Raw genomic sequence first — 23,184 nt, forward strand, 5'->3', positions numbered from 1 at the left:
GGCTGCGGGCGTTGTCGTCTTCAGCGGGGGCGCCGCCTCAGGGCCGGATCACCTCCGGCCCATCCCCGTACAGCGCTGCCACCTTGTCCGCCCGGCGGGTCAGCACCGCGCGCTGGTTGATGTAGCCCTTGTCGGTGATCTCGCCGTCGTCCACGGTGGGCGGCTCGTCGAGGATCAGCGCGCGGGTGGGGCACTGCGAGGTGCCACCGCCTTCGGCCTTGATGGCGCGCAGGCCGGCGGCGATGGTTTCGCGCACGGTCTCGACCGGCAGCGCCTTGGCCTGCGGCGTGAGGAAGACCAGCAGGCCGACCTCCTCGCGGTCGTGGCCGGTGACCACCGCGTCGGACACGTGCGGCGCGCAGGCGCTGACGCTGCGGATGCGCACGCTGCCCACGCTGACCCAGGTGCCGCTCATGAGCTTGAAGTCCTCGGCCACGCGGCCGTCGAAGGCCACGCCGCGCTCGGGGCGGGTGTCGTCCACCAGCTTGCCGGCGTCGCCGATGCGGTAGTAGCCCTCGGCGTCGAAGGCCGCGGCGTTGGCTTCCTGGTTGTTGCGGTAGCCCGGGAAGATCGACGGGCCGCGCACGCGCATCTCCAGCTTGCCGCCGTTGGGGATGAACTTGAGTTCGATGCCCGGCAGCGGCAGGCCGATGCAGCCGGCGCGGTCGATGCGCCAGTGCACCGAGGTGGCGGCCGGCGCCGTCTCGGTGCTGCCCCAGGAGGAGGTGAACCACAGCGGGCGGTCACGCACCTTGCGGGCCACCGCTTCCAGGCGCTCCCACAGGCTCTGCGGCAGGGCGGCGGCGGCGTAGAAGATGCCTTCGAGGTTCTCGAAGAAGGTGCGCGCAAATTCGAGGTCGCTCTCCAGGTAGGGCAGCAGCATGTCGTAGCCGCGTGGCACGTTGAAGAGGAAGTTGGGACGGACCTCGCGCAGGTTGGCCACGGTCTTCTCGATCAGCCCGGGCACCGGCCGGCCTTCGTCGATGGTCAGGCTGCCACCGTGCGAGAGCACCATGTTGAAGTTGTGGTTGCCGCCGAAGGTGTGGCTCCAGGGCAGCCAGTCCACCAGCCGCAGCGGGTAGCGCACCAGCATCGGCCAGGCCTGCGCCATCTGCTGCTGGTTGGCGCAGAGCATGCGGTGGGTGTTGATGACCACCTTGGGCACGCCGGTGGAGCCGGAGGTGAGCAGGTACTTGGCCGGCCACTCGGGGCGGATGGCGTGGTACAGGTCGATGACCGTCTCGGTCTCCTCGGCCTGCAGCAGCGACTCGAAGGACAGCGCCCCGTGTTGGCCGAGGGCGCTGTCGTGCGCGTGGGTGCTGAACACGGCCGGGCAGCGCGCGCCCCAGCTCTTCACTGCGCCGCCATAGACCTTGGCGTCGGAGGCGTAGACCAGCGCGGGGTCGAGCGCATCCAGGATCGCGCAGATCTTGCTGTGGTCCTTGGTGAGCCGGCTGTAGGCGCTGGAGACGGTGCAGCTGACGCGGCCGATGTGCATCGTCGCCAGCATCAGCAGGGCGTGGTCGATGGAGTTGTCCGACAGGATCACCACCGGCTTGTGCTCGGGCAGGTCCAGGTTCAGCAGCGACTGGGCGATGCGGCCGACCAGGTGGCGGGTCTCGCCGTAGGTCAGGCGGCGCCAGCTGCCGTCGGGATGGCGCTCGGCCAGGAACGGGGCCTGCGGTGTCATGCGCGCCCAGTGCTCCAGCCAGGAGCCGATGCTGCGGGCGAAGGGTTGCAGGGCCTCCGGCGAGCGCAGCACGAAACCGCCGCCGGGCAGGTCTTCCCGGGTCACGCGCGCGGGTGCGAGCGCCGCGGCGTCGTCGAAGGGCAGCAAGTCCATGGGTTCTCTCCTTGATCTATGGGGCCGGGCGTCAGACGCCCAGGTAGCCGGCCAGCTCGGTGCTGCCGCGCAGTGCGGCCGAGGCGCCGGCGAGGACGAGGCTGCCTTTTTGCAGCACGACGAGGCGGTCCGACTCGTTGCAGACCTTGCGGTAGTCGCGGTCGACGATCAGCGTGGCGATGCCGCTGGCGCGGATCTGGCCGATCACGCGCCAGATCTCGGTGACGATGAGCGGCGCCAGGCCCTCGGTGGCCTCGTCGAGGATGATCAGCTCGGGGTGCGTCATCAGCGCGCGGCCGATCGACAGCATCTGCTGCTCGCCGCCCGAGAGCTGCGCGCCGAGGTTGCCCAGCCGCTCCTTCAGGCGCGGGAAGGTGGCCAGCACGCGCTCGTAGGTCCAGTCGCTGCGGCCGTCGCGGCCGGTGCGCGCGGCCATCACCAGGTTCTCGCGCACGCTGAGGTTGGGGAACACGCCGCGCCCCTCGGGCACGTAGGCCACGCCCAGGCGGGCCACCTCGTGCGGCCGGGCGCGCGAGCAGTCCTGGCCGAACAGGGTGATGCGGCCGTCGCGCTGCGCCACGTGGCCGAGCAGGGTGCGGATCAGCGTGCTCTTGCCCATGCCGTTGCGGCCGAGCAGGCCCACGGTCTCGCCGCGGCGGATCTGCAGGTCCACGCCGTGCAGCACGTGGCTGCTGCCGTACCAGGCGTGGATGCCGCTGGCATCCAGCAGCAGTTCGGAGGAAGGGGAAGAGGGGGAGGGGGCTGAGGCCATCGTCAGTGTCCGCCGAGGTAGGCTGCCTGCACGGCCGGGCTGGCCCGCACGGCGTCGGGCGTGTCGGAGGCGATCACCGCACCGTTGACCATCACGGTGATGCGGTCGGCGATGCGGAACACCGCGTCCATGTCGTGCTCAACCAGCAGGATCGCGTGGCTGGCCTTGAGCTGCGCCAGCAGCGCCAGCATGCGCTCGGTCTCCTCGGCGCCCATGCCGGCCAGCGGTTCGTCGAGCAGCAGCACCTCGGGGCCGGTGGCCAGGCACATGGCGATCTCCAGCTGGCGCTTCTGGCCGTGCGAGAGCAGCCCGGCGCTGCGCTGCTGCACCTCCTGCAGGCCCACGCGCTCGATCACCGCGCGGGCGGCGGCGTTGCTGTCCGGGCAGGCCTGGGCGCTTTGCCACCAGCGCCAGGGCCGGGGCGTGCGGGCCTGGGCGGCCAGCCGGCAGTTCTCGAACACCGTGAAGCCGGGGTAGATGGTGTTGCGCTGGTAGCTGCGCCCCAGCCCGGCCTGGGCGCGGCGCGGCTGGGACCAGCCGGTGGCGTCCTGCCCGAGCAGCTCGACGCGCCCGCCCGAGGGCGGGATCTCGCCGGAGAGGATGTTGATCAGCGTGGACTTGCCCGCGCCGTTGGTGCCGATGACGGCGTGCACCTCGCCGCGCCGCAGGTCGATCGAGACGCGGTCCACCGCCACCAGCCCGCCCCAGCGGCGGGTGATGTCCTGGCCCCGAAGCAGGATGTCAGCCATGTTGCGCTCCCTGGGCAGGCCCGGTGCTGCCGCGCGGCGCGCGGCCGGTCAGCCGCGCGCGCCACTGGGCCGGCAGGCCCACCAGGCCGTTGGGCAGCAGGGCCACGCAGGCGATGATGCTCAGTCCCAGCCCGAGGTGCCAGTGCTTGGCGAAGGCGCCGAAGATCGCCTCGGACTTGAAGAACTCCTGCAGCAGCGCGAAGGCGAAGGCGCCGATCAGCGCCCCGCGCAGGTGGCCCAGGCCGCCCAGGATGATCATGATCAGCACCGCGCCGGAGAGGTGCCAGCTCATCAGCTCGGGGTTCACCACGCCGTCCTTCACTGCGAAGAGGAAGCCCGCCAGCCCGGCCAGCGCGCCCGAGATCACGAAGGCGGCCAGCTTGTACGGGTAGGTCGAGAAGCCGGTGGCGCGCATGCGCTGCTCGTTGGCCTTGATGCCGGCCAGCGCCCGGCCGAAGCGCGAGCGCAGCAGCAGCGCCAGGAAGCCGAACACGCCGGCCAGCATCACCAGCGTGAAGGCGTAGAAGCTCGGCGCGTGGTCGAGGTTGACCAGCGTGGCCCCGCCCACCGCCAGCGTCGGCTTGACGTTGAGGTAGATGCCGTCGGTGCCGCCGCCCAGCGGGGTGTCGTGCACCACGTAGTAGGCCATCTGCGCGAAGGCCAGCGTCACCATGATGAAGTACACGCCCTTGGTGCGCAGCGACAGCGCGCCCATGAACAGCGCATAGGCCGCAGCCGCCAGCACGCTGGCCGGCAGCAGCCAGGTCAGGTTGGCCGCATCGCTCTCGGGCGACAGCAGCACCGCGGCGTAGGCGCCGATGCCGAACAGCGCCGCCTGGCCGAAGCAGACCAGGCCGGTGCTGCCCACCAGCAGCTCCAGGCTGAGCGCGAAGATCGCGTAGATCATGATCTTGGTGACCAGGTCCACGCCGAACTGCCCGGCCGCGAAGGGGTAGAGCGCCAGCAGCACGAACACCGCGGCGGTGAAGAGGGACTTGGGGGAACGCATGGGGTCAGCCCGCCTTGAACAGGCCGTCCGGCTTCCAGAGCAGGATCAGGGCCATCAGCACATAGACCAGCACGCCGGCCGCCTGCGGGAACACCACCTTGCCGAAGGTGTCCACCACGCCGATCAGCAGCGCCGCCAGCAGCGCGCCGCGGATCGAGCCGATGCCGCCGATCACCACCACCACGAAGCAGATGATCAGCACCTGGTTGCCCATGCCTGGGTACACGGAGGACACCGGCGCGGCCACCATGCCGGCCAGCACCGCGATCGCCACCCCGGCGGCGAACACCACGCGGTAGAGGAACTTGATGTCGATGCCCAGCGACTGCACCATCTCCCGGTTGGTCGAGCCGGCGCGGATCATCATGCCCAGCCGGGTGCGCGTGAACACCGCCCACATGCCCGCGGCCAGCGCCAGGCACACGCCCGAGATGAACAGCCGGTAGACCGGGTAGGTCATCACCTCGCCCAGCGGGATGGTGCCGGCCAGCCAGTCCGGCGGCTGCACGCCGTAGACGTCGTCACCGACGATCAGGCTGCGCAGCTCCTCGAACACCAGGATCAGCCCGTAGGTCATCAGCACCTGCTGCAGGTGCTCGCGCTCGTAAAGGAAGCTGAAGAAGGCCCACTCCAGCACGTAGCCCAGCACCACGGCCAGCACCAGCCCGACGAACAGCGTGGCGAAGAAGCCGCCGCCGAAGGTGCTCGCCACCACCGGCGCCAGCGCATAGGCCATGTACGCGCCGATCATGTAGAAGCTGCCGTGCGCCAGGTTGATGACGCCCATGATCCCGAAGATCAGCGTCAGCCCGGAGGCGACCAGGAACAGCAGCAGCCCGTACTGCAGCGAGTTCAGGCACTGGATGAGGAAGGTGGCAAGGTCCACGGCAACCCAGAAAGGAGGGAGGTATCAGGCGAGCGAAGCAACGCCAAGATGTGATGCAGATCCCGTCGCGAGCAGCCCGAGGTGGCGTCGAGCACCGCAGCCGTACTCCCGTACGGCGAGGAGCGCAGGCGCCAGATCGGGTTGCGCAGCAGGGAGATGCGTTACATCTTGCAGCCGCGGGCGGGGTCGGGGAGGACCTTCACGGCCACGCCCGTCATCACGTTCTCGCGCCCCTTGGCCTCGCGCACGTAGAAGTCCTGCACCGGGTTGTGCGCCGCGCTCAGGGTGTACTTGCCGCGCGGGCTGTCCACCGTCATCTTGCGCATCGCCGCCACCATCGCCTCGCGCTTGCCGAAGTCGCCCTTCACCGCGCTCAGGCCGCCGGCCAGGATCTGCGCGGCGTCATAGCCCTGCACCGCGTACACGTCCGGCTGCATCTTGTAGGTCACCGCGTACTTGTTGCGGAAGGCGTTGTCGCGCGGCGTGTTCAGCCCGTCGGCATAGTGCAGCGAGGTCAGCAGGCCCTGCGCGGAGGCACCCTGGGCGTCCAGCGTGCCATCGGTGAGGAAGCCCGAGCCCATCAGCGGGATGCTCTTCTTCAGGCCCGCGGCGTCGTAGTCCTTGACGAACTTGACCGCGCCGCCTCCGGCGAAGAAGGCGAACACCACGTCGGGCTTCTGCGCCGCGATCTCGGTCAGCAGGGCCTGGAACTCCACGCCCGGGAACGGCAGGTTCAGGTCCTTGGTCACCTTGCCGCCGCCCTTCTCGAAGGCCTCGGTGAAGCCCTTCACCGTCTCCAGGCCGGCGGCGTAGTTCCAGGTGATGGTCATTGCCTTCTTGTAGCCCTTCTGGGCGGCCATCACGCCGGTGGCATAGCCCGGCTGCCAGTTGCTGAAGCTGGAGCGGATGATGTTGGGCGCACACAGCGGGCCGGTGATCGCGTCCGCACCGGCGTTCGGCACGATCAGCATCGTCTTGCTTTCCTTGACCGCGCGGGCCATCGCCAGCGCGACGCCGGAGTGCACGGTGCCGACGATCACGTCGACGTTGTCGCGCTTGATCAGCTTGTTGACGTTGTCGGTCGCCTTGGCCGGGTCGCTCTCGTCATCGACCTTGAAGTACTGGATCTCGCGCCCGCCGAGCTTGCCGCCCTGCTCGGCCACGTGCTGCTTGAAGCCGTTCTCGATCGCGGTGCCCAGCGCCGCGAAGGTGCCGGTGGCCGGCAGCATCAGGCCGACCTTCAGCGGCGGCTGGCCCTGGGCCAGCGCCGCCGGGGCGGCCACGGTGGCGGCCAGCGCCGCGGCAGCCAGCGCGTGACGGGTGAACGACATCAGGGGGGCTTGTTGCATGGTTGTCTCCTACTTGGATCGTGAATCAGGGCCGGCGCGACGATGCACGAAATCGACCACCCGGTCGATCAGGGCTTTCGGCTGGTCACGGTGCGGCGAATGGCCGCAGGCGTCGAGCTTCAGCAGCTCGACCTGGCCAGCGGGCAGGCCCTGCGCGATGCGATCGATCTGGGCCATCGTGCCGTACTGGTCGTCCTGGCCCTGCACCGCCAGCACCGGGCAGCGCACGCTGGCCACCTCGGCCTCGATGTTCCAGGCCAGGAAGTCCGGGTCGAGCCAGATGTCGTTCCAGCCGCGGAAGGCCGAGTCCGGGTCGTCGTGGTACTTCGCCAGCTTCGCGCGCAGGTCGGTGCTCGCGTAGGCCTCGCGGGCCTCCTCGATGCTGGCCACCGTCAGCGCCTCGACGAAGAGGTGCGGCGCACAGACCACCAGCCCCGCCACCTGGTCGGGGAAGGCCGCGGCATGCAGCAGCGCGATCGAGCCGCCGTCGCTGTGGCCGAACAGCCAGAGCCGCTCCCCAGATGAAGAAGGCGCATGACCCAGCGCGGCCAGCACCTGCGGCAGTACCTCCTGCGCCTGGCGGTGCATGAAGTCCGGGCGCCAGCGGTCCTCGGCCCGCTTGGGCGTCGAGCGGCCATAGGCCGGGCGCGAATAGACCAGGCCACGCCAGCCCAGCGCCTGCGCCATCTGCTGCGGGAAATCCCGCCACATCGAGACCGACCCCAGGCCCTCGTGCAGGAAGACCAGCAGCGGCGCGGCGGGGTCGTCCACGCCGACACGGGCGAACTCGACGCGCTGGCGCCGGCCGTCCCAGTCGAGCTCGACGAAGCCCTCGCGCGCCGTCACCGCCTGATCCGTCATCGCGCCGGGCTCCGCTCAGCCTTGGCCGCCGCCGCTGCTGCTGTTGCCAATCGCTTCGCGCTCGCGCAGCTTGAAGCGCTGGATCTTGCCGGTGGCCGTCTTGGGCAGCTCGTCGACGAACTCGATCTGGCGCGGGTACTTGAAGGGCGCCAGCTTGTCCTTGACGAAGCCCTTCAGCGCCTCGTCTGACACTTCGCTGCCGGACTTCAGCACCACGAAGGCCTTGGTCTTGGTCAGGCCGTCGGCGTCGTTCACGCCGATCACCGCCGCCTCCAGCACCGCCGGGTGCTGCACCAGCGTGGCCTCGACCTCGAAGGGGCTGACGTAGATGCCGCTGACCTTGAGCATGTCGTCGCTGCGGCCGCCGTAGGTGTAGCTGCCATCGGCGTTGCGCACGTACTTGTCGCCGCTCTTGGTCCAGCCGCCCTGGAAGGTGTCGCGCGTCTTCTGCCGATTGCCCCAGTACATCATCGCGGCGCTGGGGCCGTGGATGTAGAGGTCGCCCGGCTCGGTGGAGCCATCCGGGTTCTGGGGCACCGGCTGGCCGTCCTCGCCGCGCAGCTCGATCTCGTAGCCCGGCACCGGCCAGCCGGTGGTGCCGTAGCGCACCTTCTCGGGCCGGTTGCTCAGGAAGATGTGCAGCATCTCGGTCGAGCCGATGCCGTCGACGATGTCCACGCCGAAGTGGCGCTTGAAGCGCTCGCCCAGCTCGCCCGGCAGCGCCTCGCCGGCCGAGGAGACCAGGCGCATCGCCACGTCGTTGCGCCCCGGCAGCCCCGGGTGCGCCAGCATGCCGGCAAAACCGGTCGGCGCACCGTAGAAGACGGTGGGCTTCAGTCCCTTCTGGCTGGGCAGCGCGGCGGTCCAGCGCTTGAAGGTGGCCTCCGGCGTCGGGCGCTCGCCCATCAGCACCGTGGTCGCGCCCACGCTCATCGGGAAGGTCAGCGCATTGCCCAGGCCGTAGGCGAAGAAGAGCTTGGCCGCGGAGAAGCAGACGTCGTCCTCGCGCAGGCCCAGCACGCCCTTGCCGTAGAGCTCGCTGGTCCAGTAGGGGTTGGCGTGCGAGTGCACCGTGCCCTTGGGCCGGCCGGTGGAGCCCGACGAGTAGAGCCAGAAGCCGGGGTCGTCGCCGCTGGTGGCGGCCGGCTTGGCGGCGGGCGTCTGCGCGGCCAGGAAGGCCTCGAACTCCACCTCCGACGGGTGCAGCGGTGCCGCCGGGCGCGAGACGATCACCTTGCCCACCTCGTGGTCGGACTTGATCATCGCCATCGTCACGGTGGGCAGCAGCGCGCCGGAGACCAGCACCGCCTGGGCGCGTGAGTGCTCCAGCATGTAGGCGTAGTCGTCGGCGGTCAGCAGGGTGTTCACCGCCACCGGCACCAGGCCGGCGTACATCGCGCCCAGGAAGCTCACCGGCCAGTCGATGCTGTCGTGCATCAGCAGCAGCACGCGCTCCTCGCGCCGGATGCCCAAGCCACGCAGGCCGGCGGCCATGCGGCGCACCCGCTCATCCAGGCTGCCGTAGGTCAGGCTGCCGGCCTCGTCGATGAAGGCGGTCTTGCCCGGCCGGCCGGCATTGGCCGCCAGCAGGTGCTGGGCGTAGTTGAAGGTCGGACCCGGGGCCGGGATGCCGGTGTCGAGCGCGGGACCGGGGGCGAATTCGGTGATGGGGCTCATGTCTAGTCTCCTGGTCTGCGGGTCGGCAGTCCCGCGAAGCGGGGCGTGGCCGGCACCGATTCGGGTGCGTCAGGCGGCGGGCGTCAACCGGGTCAGCACCGAGGCGCTGGCCGGGTCAGGCCTTGGTGAATTCGATCGCCCCGGCGGGCAGCAGGTACAGCACGTAGGCGCGCCCGCCGCGCACGGTCGGGCGGTGGGCGCTGCCGGGCGGGTAGACCAGCCAGCCGGCGCCGCGGCCGTCGAACTGCGCGTCGGCGTCCACCGGCACGATCAGGTCGATCTCGCCATTCGGGTGCGCGTGGTGCGGGCCGGCGAGGTCGGCCATGTTCACCACGTCCACCGAGAAACCGGCCAGCGCCTCGCTGGGCTTGAAGATGCGGCCGTAGCGGATGCCGCCCCCTTCGCGGTTGCAGAGCCAGCCCTCGGCCACGCCGCTGCGGATCGACTCGGCCAGCTCCGCGTAGGTGCTGCTGAGCGCGCCATGCTGCGCGTTCAGCCAGGCGTCGAGCGCGCCATCCAGCGGCCGGCCGGCCAGTTCGGCGGTGAGCCGGGCGACTCGGGAATGCATCAGGTCTTGTGACATCATGGCTCGTGACGACTCGGAGGGACGGTGGGCATGCCTGCAGTGCCGTCCTGACCGGGCGATGTCGGCCTCGCTCGATGCGGGTGACTTGCCTTGCGACCGGGACGTTTATGCATTATTGTGCGTGCATTCAAACGATATCCAGCGGGTCCTAGGGTGTCAAGCAATATAGTGCATGCATGGTGTTTCCCCTAGGCCCCCTGACAGGACCGATGCGCGCCCACCTCCCGGCCCCGACCGATGGCCTCTCCATCGCAGCGCCGCTCTCGAACGATGCCTCCCTGCCCGTGCCCGCCACGGAGGACGAGGGCAAGAACCCCTTCCTGGTCGCGCTGGGCGAGCGGGTGCGCAACCTGCGCGCGCGCCGCGGCCTCACGCGCAAGGCGGTGGCGCTGTCGGCCGATGTGTCCGAGCGCCACCTCGCCAACCTGGAGTACGGCATCGGCAATGCGTCGATCCTGGTGCTGCAGCAGGTGGCCGGCGCGTTGCAGTGCTCGCTGGCCGAGCTGATCGGCGACGTGACCACGTCATCGCCCGAGTGGCTGCTGATCCGCGAGCTGCTGGAGCACCGCAACGAGGCGGAGCTGCGGCGCGCCCGCGTGGAGCTGGCCGAGCTGTTCGGCAACCGCACCGACGAGCGCGCGCGCAGCAACCGCATCGCGCTGATCGGCCTGCGCGGTGCGGGCAAGTCCACGCTCGGCCAGATGCTGGCCGAGGACCTGGGCTACCCCTTCATCGAGCTGAGCAGGGAGATCGAGAAGTTCGCCGGCTGCAGCGTGCGCGAGATCCAGGATCTGTACGGCACCAACGCCTACCGCCGCTACGAGCGCCGCGCGCTGGAGGAGGCGATCCAGATCTACCCGGAGGTGGTCATCGCCACGCCGGGCGGCATCGTCTCCGACCCGGCCACCTTCAACCTGCTGCTGGCGCACTGCTACGCCATCTGGCTGCAGGCCCGGCCGGAGGACCACATGGGCCGCGTCGCCGCCCAGGGGGACATGCGGCCGATGGCGGCGAGCAAGGAGGCGATGGACGACCTGCGGCGCATCCTCGATGGCCGCTCGGCGTTCTACTCCAAGGCCGACCTGGTGTTCGACACCAGCGCGCAGGCGCTGCAGCCCAGCCGCGAGGCGCTGTGCGCCCAGGTCAAGGCCGCGCTCAGCCTGCCCTGAGCGGCCCGCGGCCGTTCCCTCGACCGCCTCCGCAACCGTTCGTCAGCGCGCCTTTTCCAGCGGCAGGTCGCCCGGCACCGTTGCACCGGTCGGCTGGCGCTTCGTCCGGCCCAGCAGGCGGCGGGCGTAGGCGGGCAGGGCGCTGCGGTCGCTGATCAGGCGGTGGCCAACGCGGCTGCCGACTTCCCAGGTGCGCAGCAGCGCGGCACCGATGCCCGGCGTGGGCGCCAGGCGCGCCACCAGCCAGAGCAGGCCGGCGGGCCAGAAAGCGGGGTGCCAGGACAGCGCGCGCACCAGGTGCGCCCGCGCCGCCGGCAGCAGCCCGGCGGCGAGCGCGGTGCGGCCAACCCACAGCTCGTAGTGGCGGCGGATCACGCGCAGCTCGGGGTCCTTCGGGTTGGGCGTGTAGAACAGCTCATCGAAGAACTTCAGCTTGTTCAGCTCGAAGCGGTGCGCGCCGGCGCCCGAGGCCAGGTGGTCGCACTTGAGCTTCTGGCCGGCGGGGGCATTCTCATGCTTGACCGCACAGGGCACTGCGATCATCGCGGCCTGGAAGTGCTTGCACAGCAACGCCATGAAGCGGAAATCCGCCGCGCTGCGCGTCTCGGTGCTGAACTCGCCGATCACCTCCAGCGCCTCGCGGCGCAGCATCGTGATGGGCAGCCAGTTCAGGTAGCCCCAGCGCATGTGCTGGAAGAGCTGGCCGCGGTACACCTGGGCGGCGGGCTGGCCGAGCCGGTGCACGATCGCCTGGCCCCAGGCGCCCACGGGCTCGCGCTGGCTGTACACGCGCAGGTAGTCGTCGTCCTTCGGCTGGGCGATGTCGCAGTGGCCCAGGCCGATCGAGCTGGCCCGCTGGGCGTAGGCCGGCACCAGCACGCGGTCGAACACCTGGTCGAGCAGCCCGTTCTTATGGCTGTGGAACTCGGTGGTGACGAACATCTGCTGCGGGTTCGCCTCCAGGAAGGCGGTGGTCAGCGCCAGGTAGTGCGGGTACCACTCGTCGTCCGAATCCAGGAAGGTGACGTAGCGCCCGGTCGCCAGGCGCAGCCCGGCGTTGCGTGCGTGGTAGACCCCGGCGTTGGCCTGGCGGTGCACCCGGATGCGCCGGTCGTCCAGCGTGGCGAGCCAGGCCGCGGTCTCGTCGGTGGAGCCGTCGTCGACCAGGATCAGTTCCCAATCGAGCATCGTCTGGCGGCGCACGCTGTCCACGGCTCGGCCGAGCACATCGGCACGGTTGTACGTGGGCAGGATGATCGATACGAGGGGGAGGGTGGTCATGGTGTCTTGCCGCAACTGCATGCAGGAGTCAGTCTCGGAGGCATTTGTGACATCCCGGTGAACCTGCATCAAATGGGAAAACGTCACTTTAGGGGGGCCAGATTGGCCGTGGCTTAAGAGCGCCACAGTCGCCTGGCGCTGTCGTCCGTTGCCCTCACGCGGGTTGACCTTGAGCGCGAGGCCACCCTGGGGCGACTCGACGGGTGCGGTCGTTGGCCGCGTCCATCCGGAACTTCCCGAGCGCGGCGGCCCCGGCAAGGGGCCTCTGATCCACCTCAAGGTCTCCCGTTGAATGCACTATGGTGCATTGACGTTATCTTTTGAAATGAAAGATAGTGCATTGTCAGCGGGCGGCCGGGCATCTACCTTCGCCACCGGCTCGCGCGACGCCACCCTTGGATGGACGACCAGGAGAGCAGACCGATGAGCGGCATCAACTACAGCGAGAAAATCCCCAACAACGTCAACCTCAGCTCCGACCGCACGCTGCAGCGCGCGCTGGAGCACTGGCAGCCCAACTACCTGCAGTGGTGGCAGGACATGGGCCCGGACGGCTCCACCAATTTCGATGTCTACCTGCGCACCGCCGTCAGCGTCGACCCCGACGGTTGGGCCCAGTTCGGCCACGTCAAGATGCCCGACTACCGCTGGGGCATCTTCCTGACCCCGGTCGAGGGTGAACGCCAGATCAACTTCGGCGAGCACAAGGGCCGCCCGGCCTGGCAGGAGGTTCCCGGCGAATACCGCAGCACGCTGCGCCGCATCATCGTCACCCAGGGCGACACCGAGCCCGCCTCGGTTGAGCAGCAGCGCCACCTGGGCCTGACCGCGCCCAGCCAGTACGACCTGCGCAACCTCTTCCAGGTCAACGTGGAAGAAGGCCGCCACCTCTGGGCGATGGTCTACCTGCTGCACCGCTACTTCGGCCGCGACGGCCGCGAGGAGGGCGAGGCCCTGCTGGAGCGCCGCTCGGGCGATGCGGACAACCCGCGCATCCTCACCGCCTTCAATGAGAAGACGCCCGACTGGCTGAGCTTCTTCATGTTCACCTTCATCACCGACCGCGACGGCAAGTACCAGCTCGCCGCGCTGGCCGAGAGCGGCTTCGACCCGCTGGCGCGCACCTGCAAGTTCATGCTGACCGAGGAGGCGCACCACCTCTTCGTCGGCGAGAGCGGCGTGGCGCGCGCCATCCAGCGCACCTGCGAGGTGATGAACGAGCTGCGGACCGACGACGTCACCAAGCTCCGCCAGGCCGGCGTGATCGACCTGCCGACGATCCAGAAGTACCTGAACTTCCACTTCTCGGTGACCAGCGACCTGTACGGCTCCGAGGTGTCATCCAACGCCGCGACCTACTACAACTCGGGCCTGAAGGGCCGCTTCGAGGAAACCAAGATCGCCGACGACCACCAGCTGGGTTCGAGCACCTACCGCGTGCCCGAAGTCGCCGGTGACCTGCTGGGCGAACGTGACGTGCCCGCGCTGAACGCCCTGAACGAGCGCCTGCGCGACGACTGGATCACCGACGTGGCCGCGGGCGTCGAGCGCTGGAACCGCGTGCCCGCCAAGCTGGGCATCCCCTTCCGCTTCCAGCTGCCGCACAAGGGCTTCCATCGCAAGATCGGCGTCTTCAACGACGTGCACGTCAGCCCGGACGGCCGCATGCTCTCCGAAGCCACCTGGACCCACCACCACCAGGAGTGGCTGCCCAACGAAATCGACCGCGCCTACGTGCAGTCGCTGATGGGCCGCGTGACCGAAGCCGGCCAATTCGCCAACTGGATCGCCCCGCCGGCCGTCGGCATCAACCGCCAGCCGGTGAACTTCGACTACATCCGGTTCAATTGACGCCGTAACCGGCCGGCTACAGCCGGCCCCGGTAACCCATCACGGGCCGCCGCTCCTTCGCCTTGCCCCCCCCAGCAAGGTGGATGGACGGCGGCCCGTTGTGCATTTATGCTGGTTCTTGTAGATCAAGCGGGAGAGGCGTTCATTTGACCTTTGTCAACCTCGTTAAGCAACTCGACGGGTGCCGGCGATGCCGATGTCATCGAGCGCATTGCCATGTCATTCAGCAGGCAGCCACCTTACGCAGTTAGTCGACATGTTATTGGACATGTGCCGATGTTATTGAGCACTCGGCGGCACGCAACAAGTTGGGCATTTTTTGCGCAGCTTAGCAAGCGCACCCCGAGCTGAAGTTTGATACTTGACAAAGCACTGTCCGACATCTAGCCTAAGCTCACACACATATACATGCGAAAGGAAGTGCGATATGGCTGGAAAAATGTGCCCAAGTTGTGGCGAACAAACATTCTTTCAAACACCGACAGGACGAACGTGCTCTCGATGTGGTCACACGATGACCTTGCCAGCAAACGAAGGCAAGGGCGGCCAAGGCAAGCGGTGTGCGAACTGTGGAGGAAACAAAGTCTTTAACGGCACCTGCCGCGGCTGCGGTGCAAAGTATTCCTGAAGAATCACGAACATGAAACTACCATATTTCAAAATAGGCGAGGCGTTCAGTGAAGCCAAGGACAGTTTTGCATTTGGAACCAATACCGAAAAACTTGCTTCTACAGCTAAGTTGTTAAGCAATAGGACTTACGCAGGGTCACTTCAGCTAGCGCAATGATTCGCCATTTCGACTCAATATGTCAGATGGGTGCCATGCGAATGGTTGGTGACCGAAGTTCCTTCTTGAGGAATTCCGAGAGGATTCCCTTCTTCAGGCTGTAGATGTTTGTCTTCAGCGCTTTGGCCGTCTCGCAGAGGTGGACCCAGGCCAATATCGCGCAGGCGATGTGATTCTTCTGTGACCGGGCCATTCTGCACTGACATTTTTCGATGCCAAGAACCTGCTTGATCTCCCTGTGGTACTGCTCAATCTTCCAGCGCACGGCACACATCTCATGCGTATCGTCCGTCGAATCTTGAGATAGGTCGTTTGTCACAACCCAGTCCGTGCGATTGGTATCAACCACAACCCGGAACAGTTTCAGCTTGATGTCACTGGGAAACTTGAACAGTTTGACGTGTTTGCCATGCACATGTTCTTGGGCACTCCACTGCAGCGTACTGACCGCCTTGTAGGGCTGCTGGCCTTGGCTGTCGTCAACCTTGCGATTGCTCTTGAGCGGGCAGTAGAAGTGCTTGCCCGCCCGGTGGATGTGCTTCATCAGATCCATGGTGGCGTACCAGGAGTCCATCAGCACGGTGCGAAAGGGCAGCTTCTTGTGCGCCATGGCATTGTCGAACATCTCCTGGACATGATCCAGCTTGGACTTGCCGTCTTCGTCAGGCGCATAGATGCGCCAGTCGATGATCCAGTAGTGGCCGGTCTTGATGTTCACGTACAGGCAGTTGACCACCCCAATGCCCTTGATCAGGCCGTGGGCGTTGCCGCTGTACTGTTTGCGCACCAGCTCGATTTTGTGCGAGTGGTTCTTGTCCAGAACGCTGTCATCGAAAACCAGGCAGGCATCGTCGTCAAATTCGATGTTTCGTCGGGCCAGATTCCAGACATCGGCCGGGCTGATATTGGCAGCCTGCAAGTAGCGATTTATGGCGTCATGAGAAAACCTCTGATGGTGATCCGCAAAATAGGTCTGCGTGTAGTTGATTTGTGTGGATATCAGAAATTGGCAGTAGTCTCGGCTCGTGGGTTTCATGGTGAATATATTATCACAAATACCACGAAATCGGCGCCGATATATTAAATAATCTAGTTTGATTTAAACGTTTGCGTAAGTCCTAAGCAAGTCAGTTGCAAACATCGGCATGCTTGCCGTAGAAGCTGGCGTTGAAGTTGTGAAGAGAATTCCCGATGCTGCGGGGAAGGTCGCGCAGGAAAATATTGACAAACGCTCCCATTTGATGACGGATGAACAAATGGAGCGCGCTCGGAATATCGTTGAAAAATCCAACGAATCAAAAGAGCGCCGCTTGGAAAAAGAGCGAGAAGAGCGGGAGGCCGCCCGCATAGAAAAGGACGTCCGGTGAAGCAAAGTTTTCGCTTCCGCTCCTTGGCCTAACAATTTGGTCAGTCCGAAGCCCACAAGCGCCGCTTGTGGGCGCCCCTTTGCTCCGTACCCCGGCGCGGCTTACCGCGGGCGTTAGGCATTATTTCCCCTTCTAGTGCTTAACTTTTTGTCTGAAGGGCTAAGTAAAGGTGAGGTTTTATGGGCAGCTTCTCAGACTTGTTTGCAGGTTCAAATTTCAAACGAACAATTCAACAATACTGCGCAGATCAAGGTTGGAATCTCGTGGATTTGAGTGATAAACGTGCTGTTCTTAAATTCAGGATGGATTCGGGACGCATTCAGACTTTGTATATATTGAAGTATGATACAACTTTAGAATTTTCGGTTCCCAGCGAACTTGCTTATGAGGATAATGATATTCCACATAGATTATCAACACTTCTTTTGAAGCGAAATACTGAGCGTAAGATTGGTTTTTGGTGCCTGGAGGTTATTGAGGACGAGTTCGTTTTTGAGTGTATGCATAATGCTGAAATGCAACTTATAAATAGCGCGTACTTCGAATCTGTTGTGCGCACTCTAGTTAATGAGTGTGATGAATTTGAATCGGCCATCAGAAATTTGTAGCATTTCAGAATGTATTTTTGGTGAATAACCATCTTCCGATAAAGGTCTGGTACCGAGTTTAAGGGGTCAAGTCTTGCCTTTTGTCCATCACTGACTCCCGCCGCCTTGTCCCACAGGCATTGGGGTCAGGTCTTGCATTTTGCCTATCAAGTCCCGAATCGAATCAGCGCAACCTCACGCACCTGCGGACTTGGCTCGTCGTTCCCGGCCGTGCCGAAAAGCCAGTGTGTGCCGTGCTGGTGCTCGGGGACGCCGCGCAGGAGCAGCCGCGTCGGTCCGCAGGAACTGGTAGGGGCGGCCTGTGAGGCATCGTGCTCGCCGGATCCACGTAATCAAGTGCTACACTGATTTATGTGTTGACCAAACTCGGAGTCACCCCGATGGCCGCTACCGGCAATGGGGTCAGGTCTTGCCTTTTGTCTATCAAGTCCCGAATCGAATCAGCGCAACCTCACGCACCTGCGCGGGCATTGGGGTCGGGTCTTGCCTTTTGCCAATCAAGCCCCAAACCGGGCCAGGGCAACCTCACGTCACTGGGAACGGGTGCCATGAAGACCATGGTCAGGAAGACGAGGACACGGCGCGACACGCCGGTCGCGCACGAGGTGTCGCAGGACTGGTACACGCATGTCCGCTTTGCGGCAGACGGCACTCTGGTGGAGACGGTGCCACGAAGCCGCGCGGCTGGGGCCTGGCCGCCGCAGGTGGCGCATCGAGAGGCGGCTCGAGCCCGGCGCAAACCCAGAGGCGTCTCGAACGGCTCGAAACACCTGCCGTCGGCATTGCCGAGGCAGGGGTCTTGCCGTTTGCCTTCTTCTTTGACGGTGTGGGTCTGATGGTAGATACTTCGATAGCTACCCAGCAGGAGCCGCAGCATGACCCAGACCGCCAAAGTCTTCCAAAACGGCCGCAGCCAGGCCGTTCGGCTGCCGGCCGAGTTCCGCTTCGACACCAAGGAGGTGTTCGTGCGGCGCGACCCCATCACGGGTGACGTGATCCTCTCCAGGCGTCCGGCAGACTGGGAGGGCTTCTTCCAGCTGGTGGAGCAGGGCGGTATCCCGCAGGACTACCTGACCGACCGCCGCGATGAGCCGGCGCAGAGCCGGGATCTGTTCTGATGGCCCGCACCCCTGAGGCCGACCGGTGGATGTTGGACACGAACACGGCCAGCTTCATCATCCGCGGCGCCAGCCCCGGCCTGAAGCAGAGGTTGCGCGCGATCCCGCTCAGTGACCTGCGGATCTCCGCGGTGACGGAAGGCGAGTTGCTCTACGGCCTGGCGCGCAAACCGCAGGCCACGGCGCTGAAGGCTGCCGTGCATGCCTTCCTGCAGCACGTCGAGACGCTGTCCTGGGACAGCGCCGCCGCCCAGCACTACGCGACCTTGCGTGCCAGGCAGGAGGCGGCCGGCCGGCCGCTCGGCGGCATGGACACGATGATCGCGGCGCATGCCCTGGCGCAGAACTGCATCCTGGTGACCAACGATCAGGCTTTCCGGCGGGTGGACGGGCTGGTGGTGGAGGATTGGCTGGACGGCTGAGTGACCGTTGCAGGGGCATGGCGTTGCGGTCATTGGGGTCTTGCATTTTGCTTGTCAAATTCCGAACCAGGTCAGCGCAACCTCAAGCACCTGTGGACTTGGCTGGGCGTTCCCGGCTGTGCCGACCATCTGGTTCGTGCCGTGCTGGCGCCTGAGGACGCCGCTCAGGCGAAGCTGCGTCGCTCCGCAGAAGCCGGCGCGGGCCGCCCGTGCGCATTGGCCTCGCTGGATCTACACAATCAAGTGCTACACTGATTTATGTGTTGACCAACCTCGGAGTCACCCCCATGGCTGCCAATGTGAACTTCACGGGTTCTGTGGATCGTGACCTGCTCAAGCGTGCCAAGGTGATCGCTGCCAAGTCGGATACGTCGATCAATGCGCTGTTCAACGCCGAGCTTCGCTACCTGGTCGAGACCTTCGAGGCCGCCGAGGCGGCAGGCAATCAGAACTACAAGACGCTGCTCGATTTCTCGTTGGGCCGGATCGACGACCACACGGCCCTGAACGCGCTGGGCATCGACAGCGCCGAAGACCTCTTTCTGCTCATGGCGCAGGCGCACCTGCCGATGCCGCGCCTGCCGGAGGCGGTGACGCAGGGCATGGTCGAGAGCCTGAACGCGCTGTCGGCCTGAGCGGGGGCGTCAGGTGCCAAGCCGCCCGGACACCGTGCTGCTGCCCGATGCAGGGCCGCTCATCACCTTGGCCTACGCCGATGCCCTGGATCTGCTGCTCCTGCCGGGCTGGCCGGTGGAGGTGGTGGATAGGGTGCTGCACGAGGTGACGCGCAACTCGACCCCCACGAGCGAGAAGCTGGCGCAGTGGGTGAGCGACCGAAAGCTGGCGGTGCTGCCGACCCGGACCTTCCAGCATGACCAGCAGGCCCAGGCCCAGTCGGTGCGGCCAGGTGCACCGCGAAAGTCCCATCTGGGCGAACTGGCCATTCAAGAAACCATGAACGGCTTTGCCCTCATGGAGGCGCCCAGGATTGGCGTCTTCCTGTTTGAGGACCACAAGATCGCACGGACCAGCTTTCACCTGCCCGACAACTGCCGCAAAGTCAGCACGCGATCCTTCCTGCTCTTCCTGGAGCAGAAGGGTTGGCTCGACTCTGCGGCGGCGATTGAACGCCGGGCCATCCTGGCCGGACGCGACTTTTCCCGGCTGCGGTTTCCGCCTGAGTGAGTGGCCGGCGGCCGGTGGCTTCACCGCGCTCCACGGCACGTCACGGCGCCACTTGACCCAGGTCAGCGCTCCTTTCGACAGGGCTTGCAAATGCGTGCGCCAGGCTCACTCTGAAGGTTGGACTTCAAGGAGCCGTCGTGACGAAGAAGCCGATCCCCACGTTCAAGCCGAAGACGAATCTGCTGCGCATCGGCGCGGTCACGCTCACGGCCGCGGCGGCGCTGCTGGCGGCGGGGCCGGTGCTGGCGGACACGATGGCGTGGACCAGCACGAGCTACATCGTTTCGCAGGACCGCGCGACCGGGCAGTTCCAGCGCCGCGGCGTGGCGATGTTCGCCAGCGGCGAGGTGGCCACGTTCACGCTCGCCGGGCAGATCACCTCCTTTGACCCCAAGGTGCTGACCTACGACGTGAAGATGGTCTACACCTTCGAGGACGGCTCCACCCTGCGGCAGGAGGGCAGCGGGCGCAACGAGGTGACCACGCCGCCGCGCAGTGTGCAGATGGGCAGCGGGCGCCTGGTGGGCGGCACCGGCCGCTTCGAGGGCATCAGCGGCCGGACCGAGTCGACGGGCCGGGCGCTGAGCGAGTGGGACGCCATCAACCAGTTCAAGGCGGAATTCAGCTTGCCGGCGAAGAAGTGAGGGCCGGGGCCCCACACGCCACACAACGCAACCCCAGATGGGTTTCGAAGGGCTCGAAGTCCCGGTCGTCGTGCAGCAACTCCAGGCCATCGATGATGCAGCGCGTGGCGATGACGGTGTCGATGGTCTTGCGCACCGTGATGCCCTTGGCGCGCAGGGCACAGAAGTTTTCTGCCGCCGCTACGGCCACCGCCGGGCCGCCCAGGGTCACGAAGGTGAGGGTGCCGAGCAGTTCGCGCACCTGATCGAACTGGCGCTGGGTCGGGCAGCCCTGCAGCACTTCAGTCAGGATCAGGTCGCCGATGGCCAGCGGGGTGCTGCCGAGCAGGGCGTCGAGCTTGTTGGCCTGGGCTGTGTCGTGCCCGCGCAGGTAGTCGATCCAGACGCTGGAATCGACGAGGATCATTTCGGCGCATCCGTGCGCATCGCCTCCAGATCGCCCTCCCACTGCACTTGGCCGCGCAGCTGACGCACGGCGCTCTGGCGGTTCAGTTGCAGCAGGGTCTTCAGGCCCAGCTCCACCGCCTCGCGCTTGGTGCGGGCGCCAGTGACCTTGATCGCCTCGGCCATCAGCTTCTCGTCGATCACTATGTTGGTGCGCATGGCAATGTGTAGGGTTGAAGGAAACGTACACATCTTAGCGGCCCGCGAGCCATTTCAGCAGGCCCGTACCCCGTAGGTACCACCGCAGGTACCAGGTCTTGCCTTTTGCCTCAATCCACCCGCCTGCGGATGAACCCCCCGTTCGGGATGCGCGCCGCCTCGAAGAAGGCCGCGTCCGGCAGGCCGTCGATCAGGTAGCGCAGGCAGCGCACCACGAAGCCGTGGGACACCAGCAGCACGGTGCGGCCGGCGTGGCGCTGGCGCAGGGCGGCCAGGCCGGCGGCGACGCGGTTGACGACGGCGCGGGTGGGCTCGGCGCCGGGCGGGCAGAGGTCCCAGCGGTAGGCGGCGTTGGCGGCCCACCAGGCGGGATGCTGCACCCGGGCTTCTTCGGAGGTGAGGCCCTCGAAGATGCCGAAGTCGCGCTCGCGGAAGGCGTCGTCGAATTGCACATCCAGGCCCCGTGCCGCGGCCACGGCCTCGGCCGTCTCGCGGGCACGGCGCTGGGGCGAGGCGATGAGCACCTCGATGCCCGGCGGCAGCGCCTGCGCCAGCGCCGCGGCCTGGGCCTGGCCGGTGGCGTTGAGCGGCCAGTCCAGCCGGCCCTGCCAGCGTTCGTCGATGTTGAGGTCGGTCTGGCCATGGCGGGCCAGCAGCAGGTCGAGCGGCATGGCGTGACTGTAAGGGTCGGCCGGAGTCGGCTGCTGTCGGTCGGTGTTGGCCGTCTGGCGCGCCAAGCTTGACCTGTCGCATACAACCTGCAGCGGCGGTGACAACCCGGGAGCGGCCGGGTAACCTGCACGCACAGGCCCGGGATGTGAGGCGTTGGGCGCGCCCAGGCAGGGCGCCGCACCGGCAGACGGGCCACGAACCACTGGATCGTGAAGGCGCACCATGGCCATCCTGCATGCCGTACCCGGTCACCCTGTGGATGTCTCGCCGCTTGGCGAGCGGCTGGCCAGCAGCCAGTCGGTGGCCTTGTTCAAGTCGCGTGACCTGGAGGTCATGCGCGTCGTGCTGGCGCCGGGCAAGTCGATGCCGGCGCACAAGCTGCCCGGCGACCTGACGCTGCACTGCCTGGAGGGCCGGCTGGAGATCGGCGTACAGGGGCAGCGCACGGAGCTGCTGCCAGGCGAGCTGGTCTACCTGCCGGGCGGGGTGGTGCATGACGTGACGGCGGTCGAGGCCTCCTCGGCGCTGGTGACCATCGCCCTGCACGCCGGCTGACGCTGCGCGGCGCCGGGCGTTCCGGCGCGTCCGTTCCCAGGATCTGCGATGTGGCTGGAGACTGCGCAAGGCCCGTTTGCGGTCGAGGATTTCGGCGGCAGCGGCCCTGACCTGCTGCTGGTGCATGGCACCGGCCACAACCTGGCGGTGTGGGCGCCGCTGGTGGCGTGCCTGCGTGGGCGCTTCCGCGTCGCGGCCTTCGACCTGCGCGGGCACGGCCAGACACCGCAGGATTCCAGCGACCCCGAGCAGTACTGGCGCGACATCGGCGCGGTCTCGGCGGCGCTGGGCCTGCGGCGCCCCTGGCTGGTGGGCCACTCGACCGGCGGCTACGCAGTGACCGCCTTTGCGGCCGATGGCGGCGACTGTGCCGGCATCGTGGCGCTGGACGGCTTCGTGCTCGACCCTCGCCAGACGCCCGAGGAGCGCCAGGCCTGGCACCTGCCGCGCGAGCAGCTCTGGGATCTTTTCCGCTACGGCTGGCGGGCCACGCCAGCCGAGGTAGAGGCCTACGTGGCGCAGGTCTGCGAGCAGGCGCCGGGCGACTGGCTGAACGCGGGCGTGCCGGTCGAACAGGTGGCAGCCTTCACGCGCCGGGCCTTCCTGGCGCAGGGTGATGGGCAGGGCGATGGCCGCCTGCTGCGCCGCCCGACGATGGAGGAAATCGCGCGGGTGAGCCGGCCCGATCCGGCGGCGCCCATCCACCCGGCGGTGGATCTCTACGAGCGCCTGACGGTGCCGGCCGGGTTCGTCCTCGCCACGCGGGGGCTGTACGCCTCGCGGCAGGCCGCGCTGGAGGCCGTGGTGGCTCGCCGTGCCGACCGGCGCCTGCGGGTGCTGGAGGCCAACCACAACGTGCACCTGCAGCAGCCGGCAGCGGTGGCGCGCTTCGTGGCCGGAATGCTGGACGGCCTGGCCGCCCCGGCCTGACCCTGTTCCTGCGAAAGGAGAAACCGACATGCGCGGACGCAGCCTGCTGGCGCCCCTGATCCTGATTGGCCTGGGGTCGCTCTTCCTTCTGCAGAACCTCGGCTGGCTGCCCAACCTGGGGCCGCTGCTGGCGCGGTGGTGGCCGCTGATCCTGATCGTGGTGGGGGTGTCGATGCTGCTGCGACGACGCTGAGTGCCTCTTGCCGACCGACGGACATGCACTGGAGTGCATCGTCGGCCGGTGATTCGACTCGGTGCTT

27 protein-coding genes are annotated in these 23,184 nt (G+C 66.7%); 12 read left to right on the plus strand and 15 right to left on the minus strand.

Going from position 1 to position 23,184, the window contains the following annotated elements; all coding sequences use genetic code 11:
* Positions 1 to 37 precede the first annotated feature (37 nt).
* The 9 genes from NGK70_RS05525 to NGK70_RS05565 all read right to left on the minus strand — a co-directional run bounded on the left by NGK70_RS05525 (position 38) and on the right by NGK70_RS05565 (position 9,714).
* A complete protein-coding gene (locus NGK70_RS05525; RefSeq protein WP_251972280.1) occupies positions 38 to 1,843 on the minus strand; it encodes a feruloyl-CoA synthase in 1,806 nt (601 codons plus the stop codon).
* A 31-nt stretch (positions 1,844 to 1,874) separates the two neighbouring features.
* Positions 1,875 to 2,615: an ABC transporter ATP-binding protein gene (locus tag NGK70_RS05530; RefSeq protein WP_251972281.1), complete on the minus strand. Its 741-nt coding sequence runs from the start codon at positions 2,613 to 2,615 to the stop codon at positions 1,875 to 1,877.
* Positions 2,616 to 2,617: 2 nt separating this feature from the next.
* Positions 2,618 to 3,364, minus strand: coding sequence for an ABC transporter ATP-binding protein (locus tag NGK70_RS05535; protein ID WP_251972282.1), 747 nt, complete (start codon positions 3,362 to 3,364; stop codon positions 2,618 to 2,620).
* On the minus strand, positions 3,357 to 4,373 hold the full coding sequence (locus NGK70_RS05540) for a branched-chain amino acid ABC transporter permease (RefSeq protein ID WP_251972283.1): 1,017 nt from the start codon (positions 4,371 to 4,373) through the stop codon (positions 3,357 to 3,359). The genes NGK70_RS05535 and NGK70_RS05540 overlap by 8 nt, the downstream gene beginning before the upstream one ends.
* 4 nt (positions 4,374 to 4,377) lie before the next feature.
* A complete protein-coding gene (locus NGK70_RS05545) occupies positions 4,378 to 5,259 on the minus strand; it encodes a branched-chain amino acid ABC transporter permease (RefSeq protein WP_251972284.1) in 882 nt (293 codons plus the stop codon).
* Positions 5,260 to 5,420: 161 nt separating this feature from the next.
* A complete protein-coding gene (locus NGK70_RS05550) occupies positions 5,421 to 6,590 on the minus strand; it encodes an ABC transporter substrate-binding protein (RefSeq protein WP_251973688.1) in 1,170 nt (389 codons plus the stop codon).
* A 27-nt stretch (positions 6,591 to 6,617) separates the two neighbouring features.
* Positions 6,618 to 7,469 carry an alpha/beta fold hydrolase gene (locus tag NGK70_RS05555; protein ID WP_251972285.1) on the minus strand — a complete coding sequence of 284 codons (852 nt, stop codon included), beginning with the start codon at positions 7,467 to 7,469 and terminating at the stop codon, positions 6,618 to 6,620.
* 15 nt (positions 7,470 to 7,484) lie between these two features.
* Positions 7,485 to 9,146 carry a benzoate-CoA ligase family protein gene (locus NGK70_RS05560; protein ID WP_251972286.1) on the minus strand — a complete coding sequence of 554 codons (1,662 nt, stop codon included), beginning with the start codon at positions 9,144 to 9,146 and terminating at the stop codon, positions 7,485 to 7,487.
* 115 nt (positions 9,147 to 9,261) lie between these two features.
* Positions 9,262 to 9,714: a DUF4863 family protein gene (locus tag NGK70_RS05565; RefSeq protein ID WP_251972287.1), complete on the minus strand. Its 453-nt coding sequence runs from the start codon at positions 9,712 to 9,714 to the stop codon at positions 9,262 to 9,264.
* A 227-nt stretch (positions 9,715 to 9,941) separates the two neighbouring features.
* On the opposite strand from NGK70_RS05565, the gene NGK70_RS05570 reads away from it, so the two are divergent.
* Positions 9,942 to 10,901 (plus strand): helix-turn-helix transcriptional regulator, encoded by a 960-nt coding sequence (locus tag NGK70_RS05570; protein ID WP_251972288.1) that lies wholly within the window; start codon positions 9,942 to 9,944, stop codon positions 10,899 to 10,901.
* Between the two features lie 42 nt (positions 10,902 to 10,943).
* On the opposite strand, the gene NGK70_RS26425 is transcribed toward NGK70_RS05570, so the two are convergent.
* Entirely contained in the window at positions 10,944 to 12,182 is a 1,239-nt protein-coding gene (locus tag NGK70_RS26425; protein ID WP_310742581.1) for a glycosyltransferase family 2 protein, read from the minus strand.
* A gap of 423 nt (positions 12,183 to 12,605) precedes the next feature.
* On the opposite strand from NGK70_RS26425, the gene boxB reads away from it, so the two are divergent.
* Positions 12,606 to 14,033, plus strand: a complete 1,428-nt coding sequence (gene boxB, locus NGK70_RS05580) for a benzoyl-CoA 2,3-epoxidase subunit BoxB (RefSeq protein WP_251972289.1) — start codon at positions 12,606 to 12,608, stop codon at positions 14,031 to 14,033.
* A gap of 507 nt (positions 14,034 to 14,540) precedes the next feature.
* Here the strand turns inward: boxB and NGK70_RS05585 are convergent.
* Together NGK70_RS05585 and NGK70_RS05590 are read right to left on the minus strand one after the other, a co-directional pair.
* Complete coding sequence (locus NGK70_RS05585; protein ID WP_251972290.1) at positions 14,541 to 14,720, minus strand: hypothetical protein; 180 nt, start codon at positions 14,718 to 14,720, stop codon at positions 14,541 to 14,543.
* Between the two features lie 122 nt (positions 14,721 to 14,842).
* Positions 14,843 to 15,856, minus strand: a complete 1,014-nt coding sequence (locus NGK70_RS05590) for an IS701 family transposase (RefSeq protein WP_251969112.1) — start codon at positions 15,854 to 15,856, stop codon at positions 14,843 to 14,845.
* A gap of 109 nt (positions 15,857 to 15,965) precedes the next feature.
* Between NGK70_RS05590 and NGK70_RS05595 the strand changes: the two genes are divergently transcribed.
* The 7 genes from NGK70_RS05595 to NGK70_RS05625 all read left to right on the plus strand — a co-directional run bounded on the left by NGK70_RS05595 (position 15,966) and on the right by NGK70_RS05625 (position 20,164).
* The gene (locus tag NGK70_RS05595) at positions 15,966 to 16,187 is read left to right on the plus strand and encodes a hypothetical protein (protein WP_251972291.1); all 222 of its coding nucleotides are present in this window, start codon (positions 15,966 to 15,968) and stop codon (positions 16,185 to 16,187) included.
* A gap of 179 nt (positions 16,188 to 16,366) precedes the next feature.
* Positions 16,367 to 16,795 carry a hypothetical protein gene (locus tag NGK70_RS05600; RefSeq protein ID WP_251972292.1) on the plus strand — a complete coding sequence of 143 codons (429 nt, stop codon included), beginning with the start codon at positions 16,367 to 16,369 and terminating at the stop codon, positions 16,793 to 16,795.
* Positions 16,796 to 17,670: 875 nt separating this feature from the next.
* The gene (locus NGK70_RS05605; RefSeq protein ID WP_251972293.1) at positions 17,671 to 17,913 is read left to right on the plus strand and encodes an antitoxin; all 243 of its coding nucleotides are present in this window, start codon (positions 17,671 to 17,673) and stop codon (positions 17,911 to 17,913) included.
* Positions 17,913 to 18,335 (plus strand): type II toxin-antitoxin system VapC family toxin, encoded by a 423-nt coding sequence (locus NGK70_RS05610; RefSeq protein WP_251972294.1) that lies wholly within the window; start codon positions 17,913 to 17,915, stop codon positions 18,333 to 18,335. Before NGK70_RS05605 ends, NGK70_RS05610 begins: the two co-directional genes overlap by 1 nt.
* Positions 18,336 to 18,622: 287 nt before the next feature.
* Positions 18,623 to 18,970, plus strand: coding sequence for a hypothetical protein (locus tag NGK70_RS05615; RefSeq protein ID WP_251972295.1), 348 nt, complete (start codon positions 18,623 to 18,625; stop codon positions 18,968 to 18,970).
* A 34-nt stretch (positions 18,971 to 19,004) separates the two neighbouring features.
* Positions 19,005 to 19,520, plus strand: coding sequence for a hypothetical protein (locus tag NGK70_RS05620; RefSeq protein ID WP_251972296.1), 516 nt, complete (start codon positions 19,005 to 19,007; stop codon positions 19,518 to 19,520).
* 137 nt (positions 19,521 to 19,657) lie between these two features.
* Positions 19,658 to 20,164: a hypothetical protein gene (locus tag NGK70_RS05625; RefSeq protein WP_251972297.1), complete on the plus strand. Its 507-nt coding sequence runs from the start codon at positions 19,658 to 19,660 to the stop codon at positions 20,162 to 20,164.
* Here NGK70_RS05625 and vapC read toward each other — a convergent pair.
* The 3 genes from vapC to NGK70_RS05640 all read right to left on the minus strand — a co-directional run bounded on the left by vapC (position 20,142) and on the right by NGK70_RS05640 (position 21,438).
* Positions 20,142 to 20,570, minus strand: coding sequence for a type II toxin-antitoxin system VapC family toxin (vapC, locus tag NGK70_RS05630; RefSeq protein ID WP_251972298.1), 429 nt, complete (start codon positions 20,568 to 20,570; stop codon positions 20,142 to 20,144). The two genes, NGK70_RS05625 and vapC, sit on opposite strands and share 23 nt — an antisense overlap.
* Positions 20,567 to 20,767 (minus strand): type II toxin-antitoxin system VapB family antitoxin, encoded by a 201-nt coding sequence (locus NGK70_RS05635; protein WP_251972299.1) that lies wholly within the window; start codon positions 20,765 to 20,767, stop codon positions 20,567 to 20,569. Before NGK70_RS05635 ends, vapC begins: the two co-directional genes overlap by 4 nt.
* Before the next feature lie 110 nt (positions 20,768 to 20,877).
* Positions 20,878 to 21,438 carry a histidine phosphatase family protein gene (locus NGK70_RS05640; protein ID WP_251972300.1) on the minus strand — a complete coding sequence of 187 codons (561 nt, stop codon included), beginning with the start codon at positions 21,436 to 21,438 and terminating at the stop codon, positions 20,878 to 20,880.
* Between the two features lie 223 nt (positions 21,439 to 21,661).
* On the opposite strand from NGK70_RS05640, the gene NGK70_RS05645 reads away from it, so the two are divergent.
* The 3 genes from NGK70_RS05645 to NGK70_RS05655 are packed head-to-tail and all read left to right on the plus strand — an operon-like array spanning position 21,662 to position 23,117.
* Positions 21,662 to 21,994, plus strand: a complete 333-nt coding sequence (locus tag NGK70_RS05645; RefSeq protein WP_251972301.1) for a cupin domain-containing protein — start codon at positions 21,662 to 21,664, stop codon at positions 21,992 to 21,994.
* Between the two features lie 48 nt (positions 21,995 to 22,042).
* Positions 22,043 to 22,924 (plus strand): alpha/beta fold hydrolase, encoded by an 882-nt coding sequence (locus tag NGK70_RS05650; protein WP_251972302.1) that lies wholly within the window; start codon positions 22,043 to 22,045, stop codon positions 22,922 to 22,924.
* A 28-nt stretch (positions 22,925 to 22,952) separates the two neighbouring features.
* A complete protein-coding gene (locus NGK70_RS05655; protein WP_251972303.1) occupies positions 22,953 to 23,117 on the plus strand; it encodes a LiaI-LiaF-like domain-containing protein in 165 nt (54 codons plus the stop codon).
* Positions 23,118 to 23,184 lie beyond the last annotated feature (67 nt).

Source organism: Sphaerotilus microaerophilus, assembly GCF_023734135.1.
Taxonomy (GTDB): Bacteria; Pseudomonadota; Gammaproteobacteria; order Burkholderiales; family Burkholderiaceae_C; genus Sphaerotilus; species Sphaerotilus microaerophilus.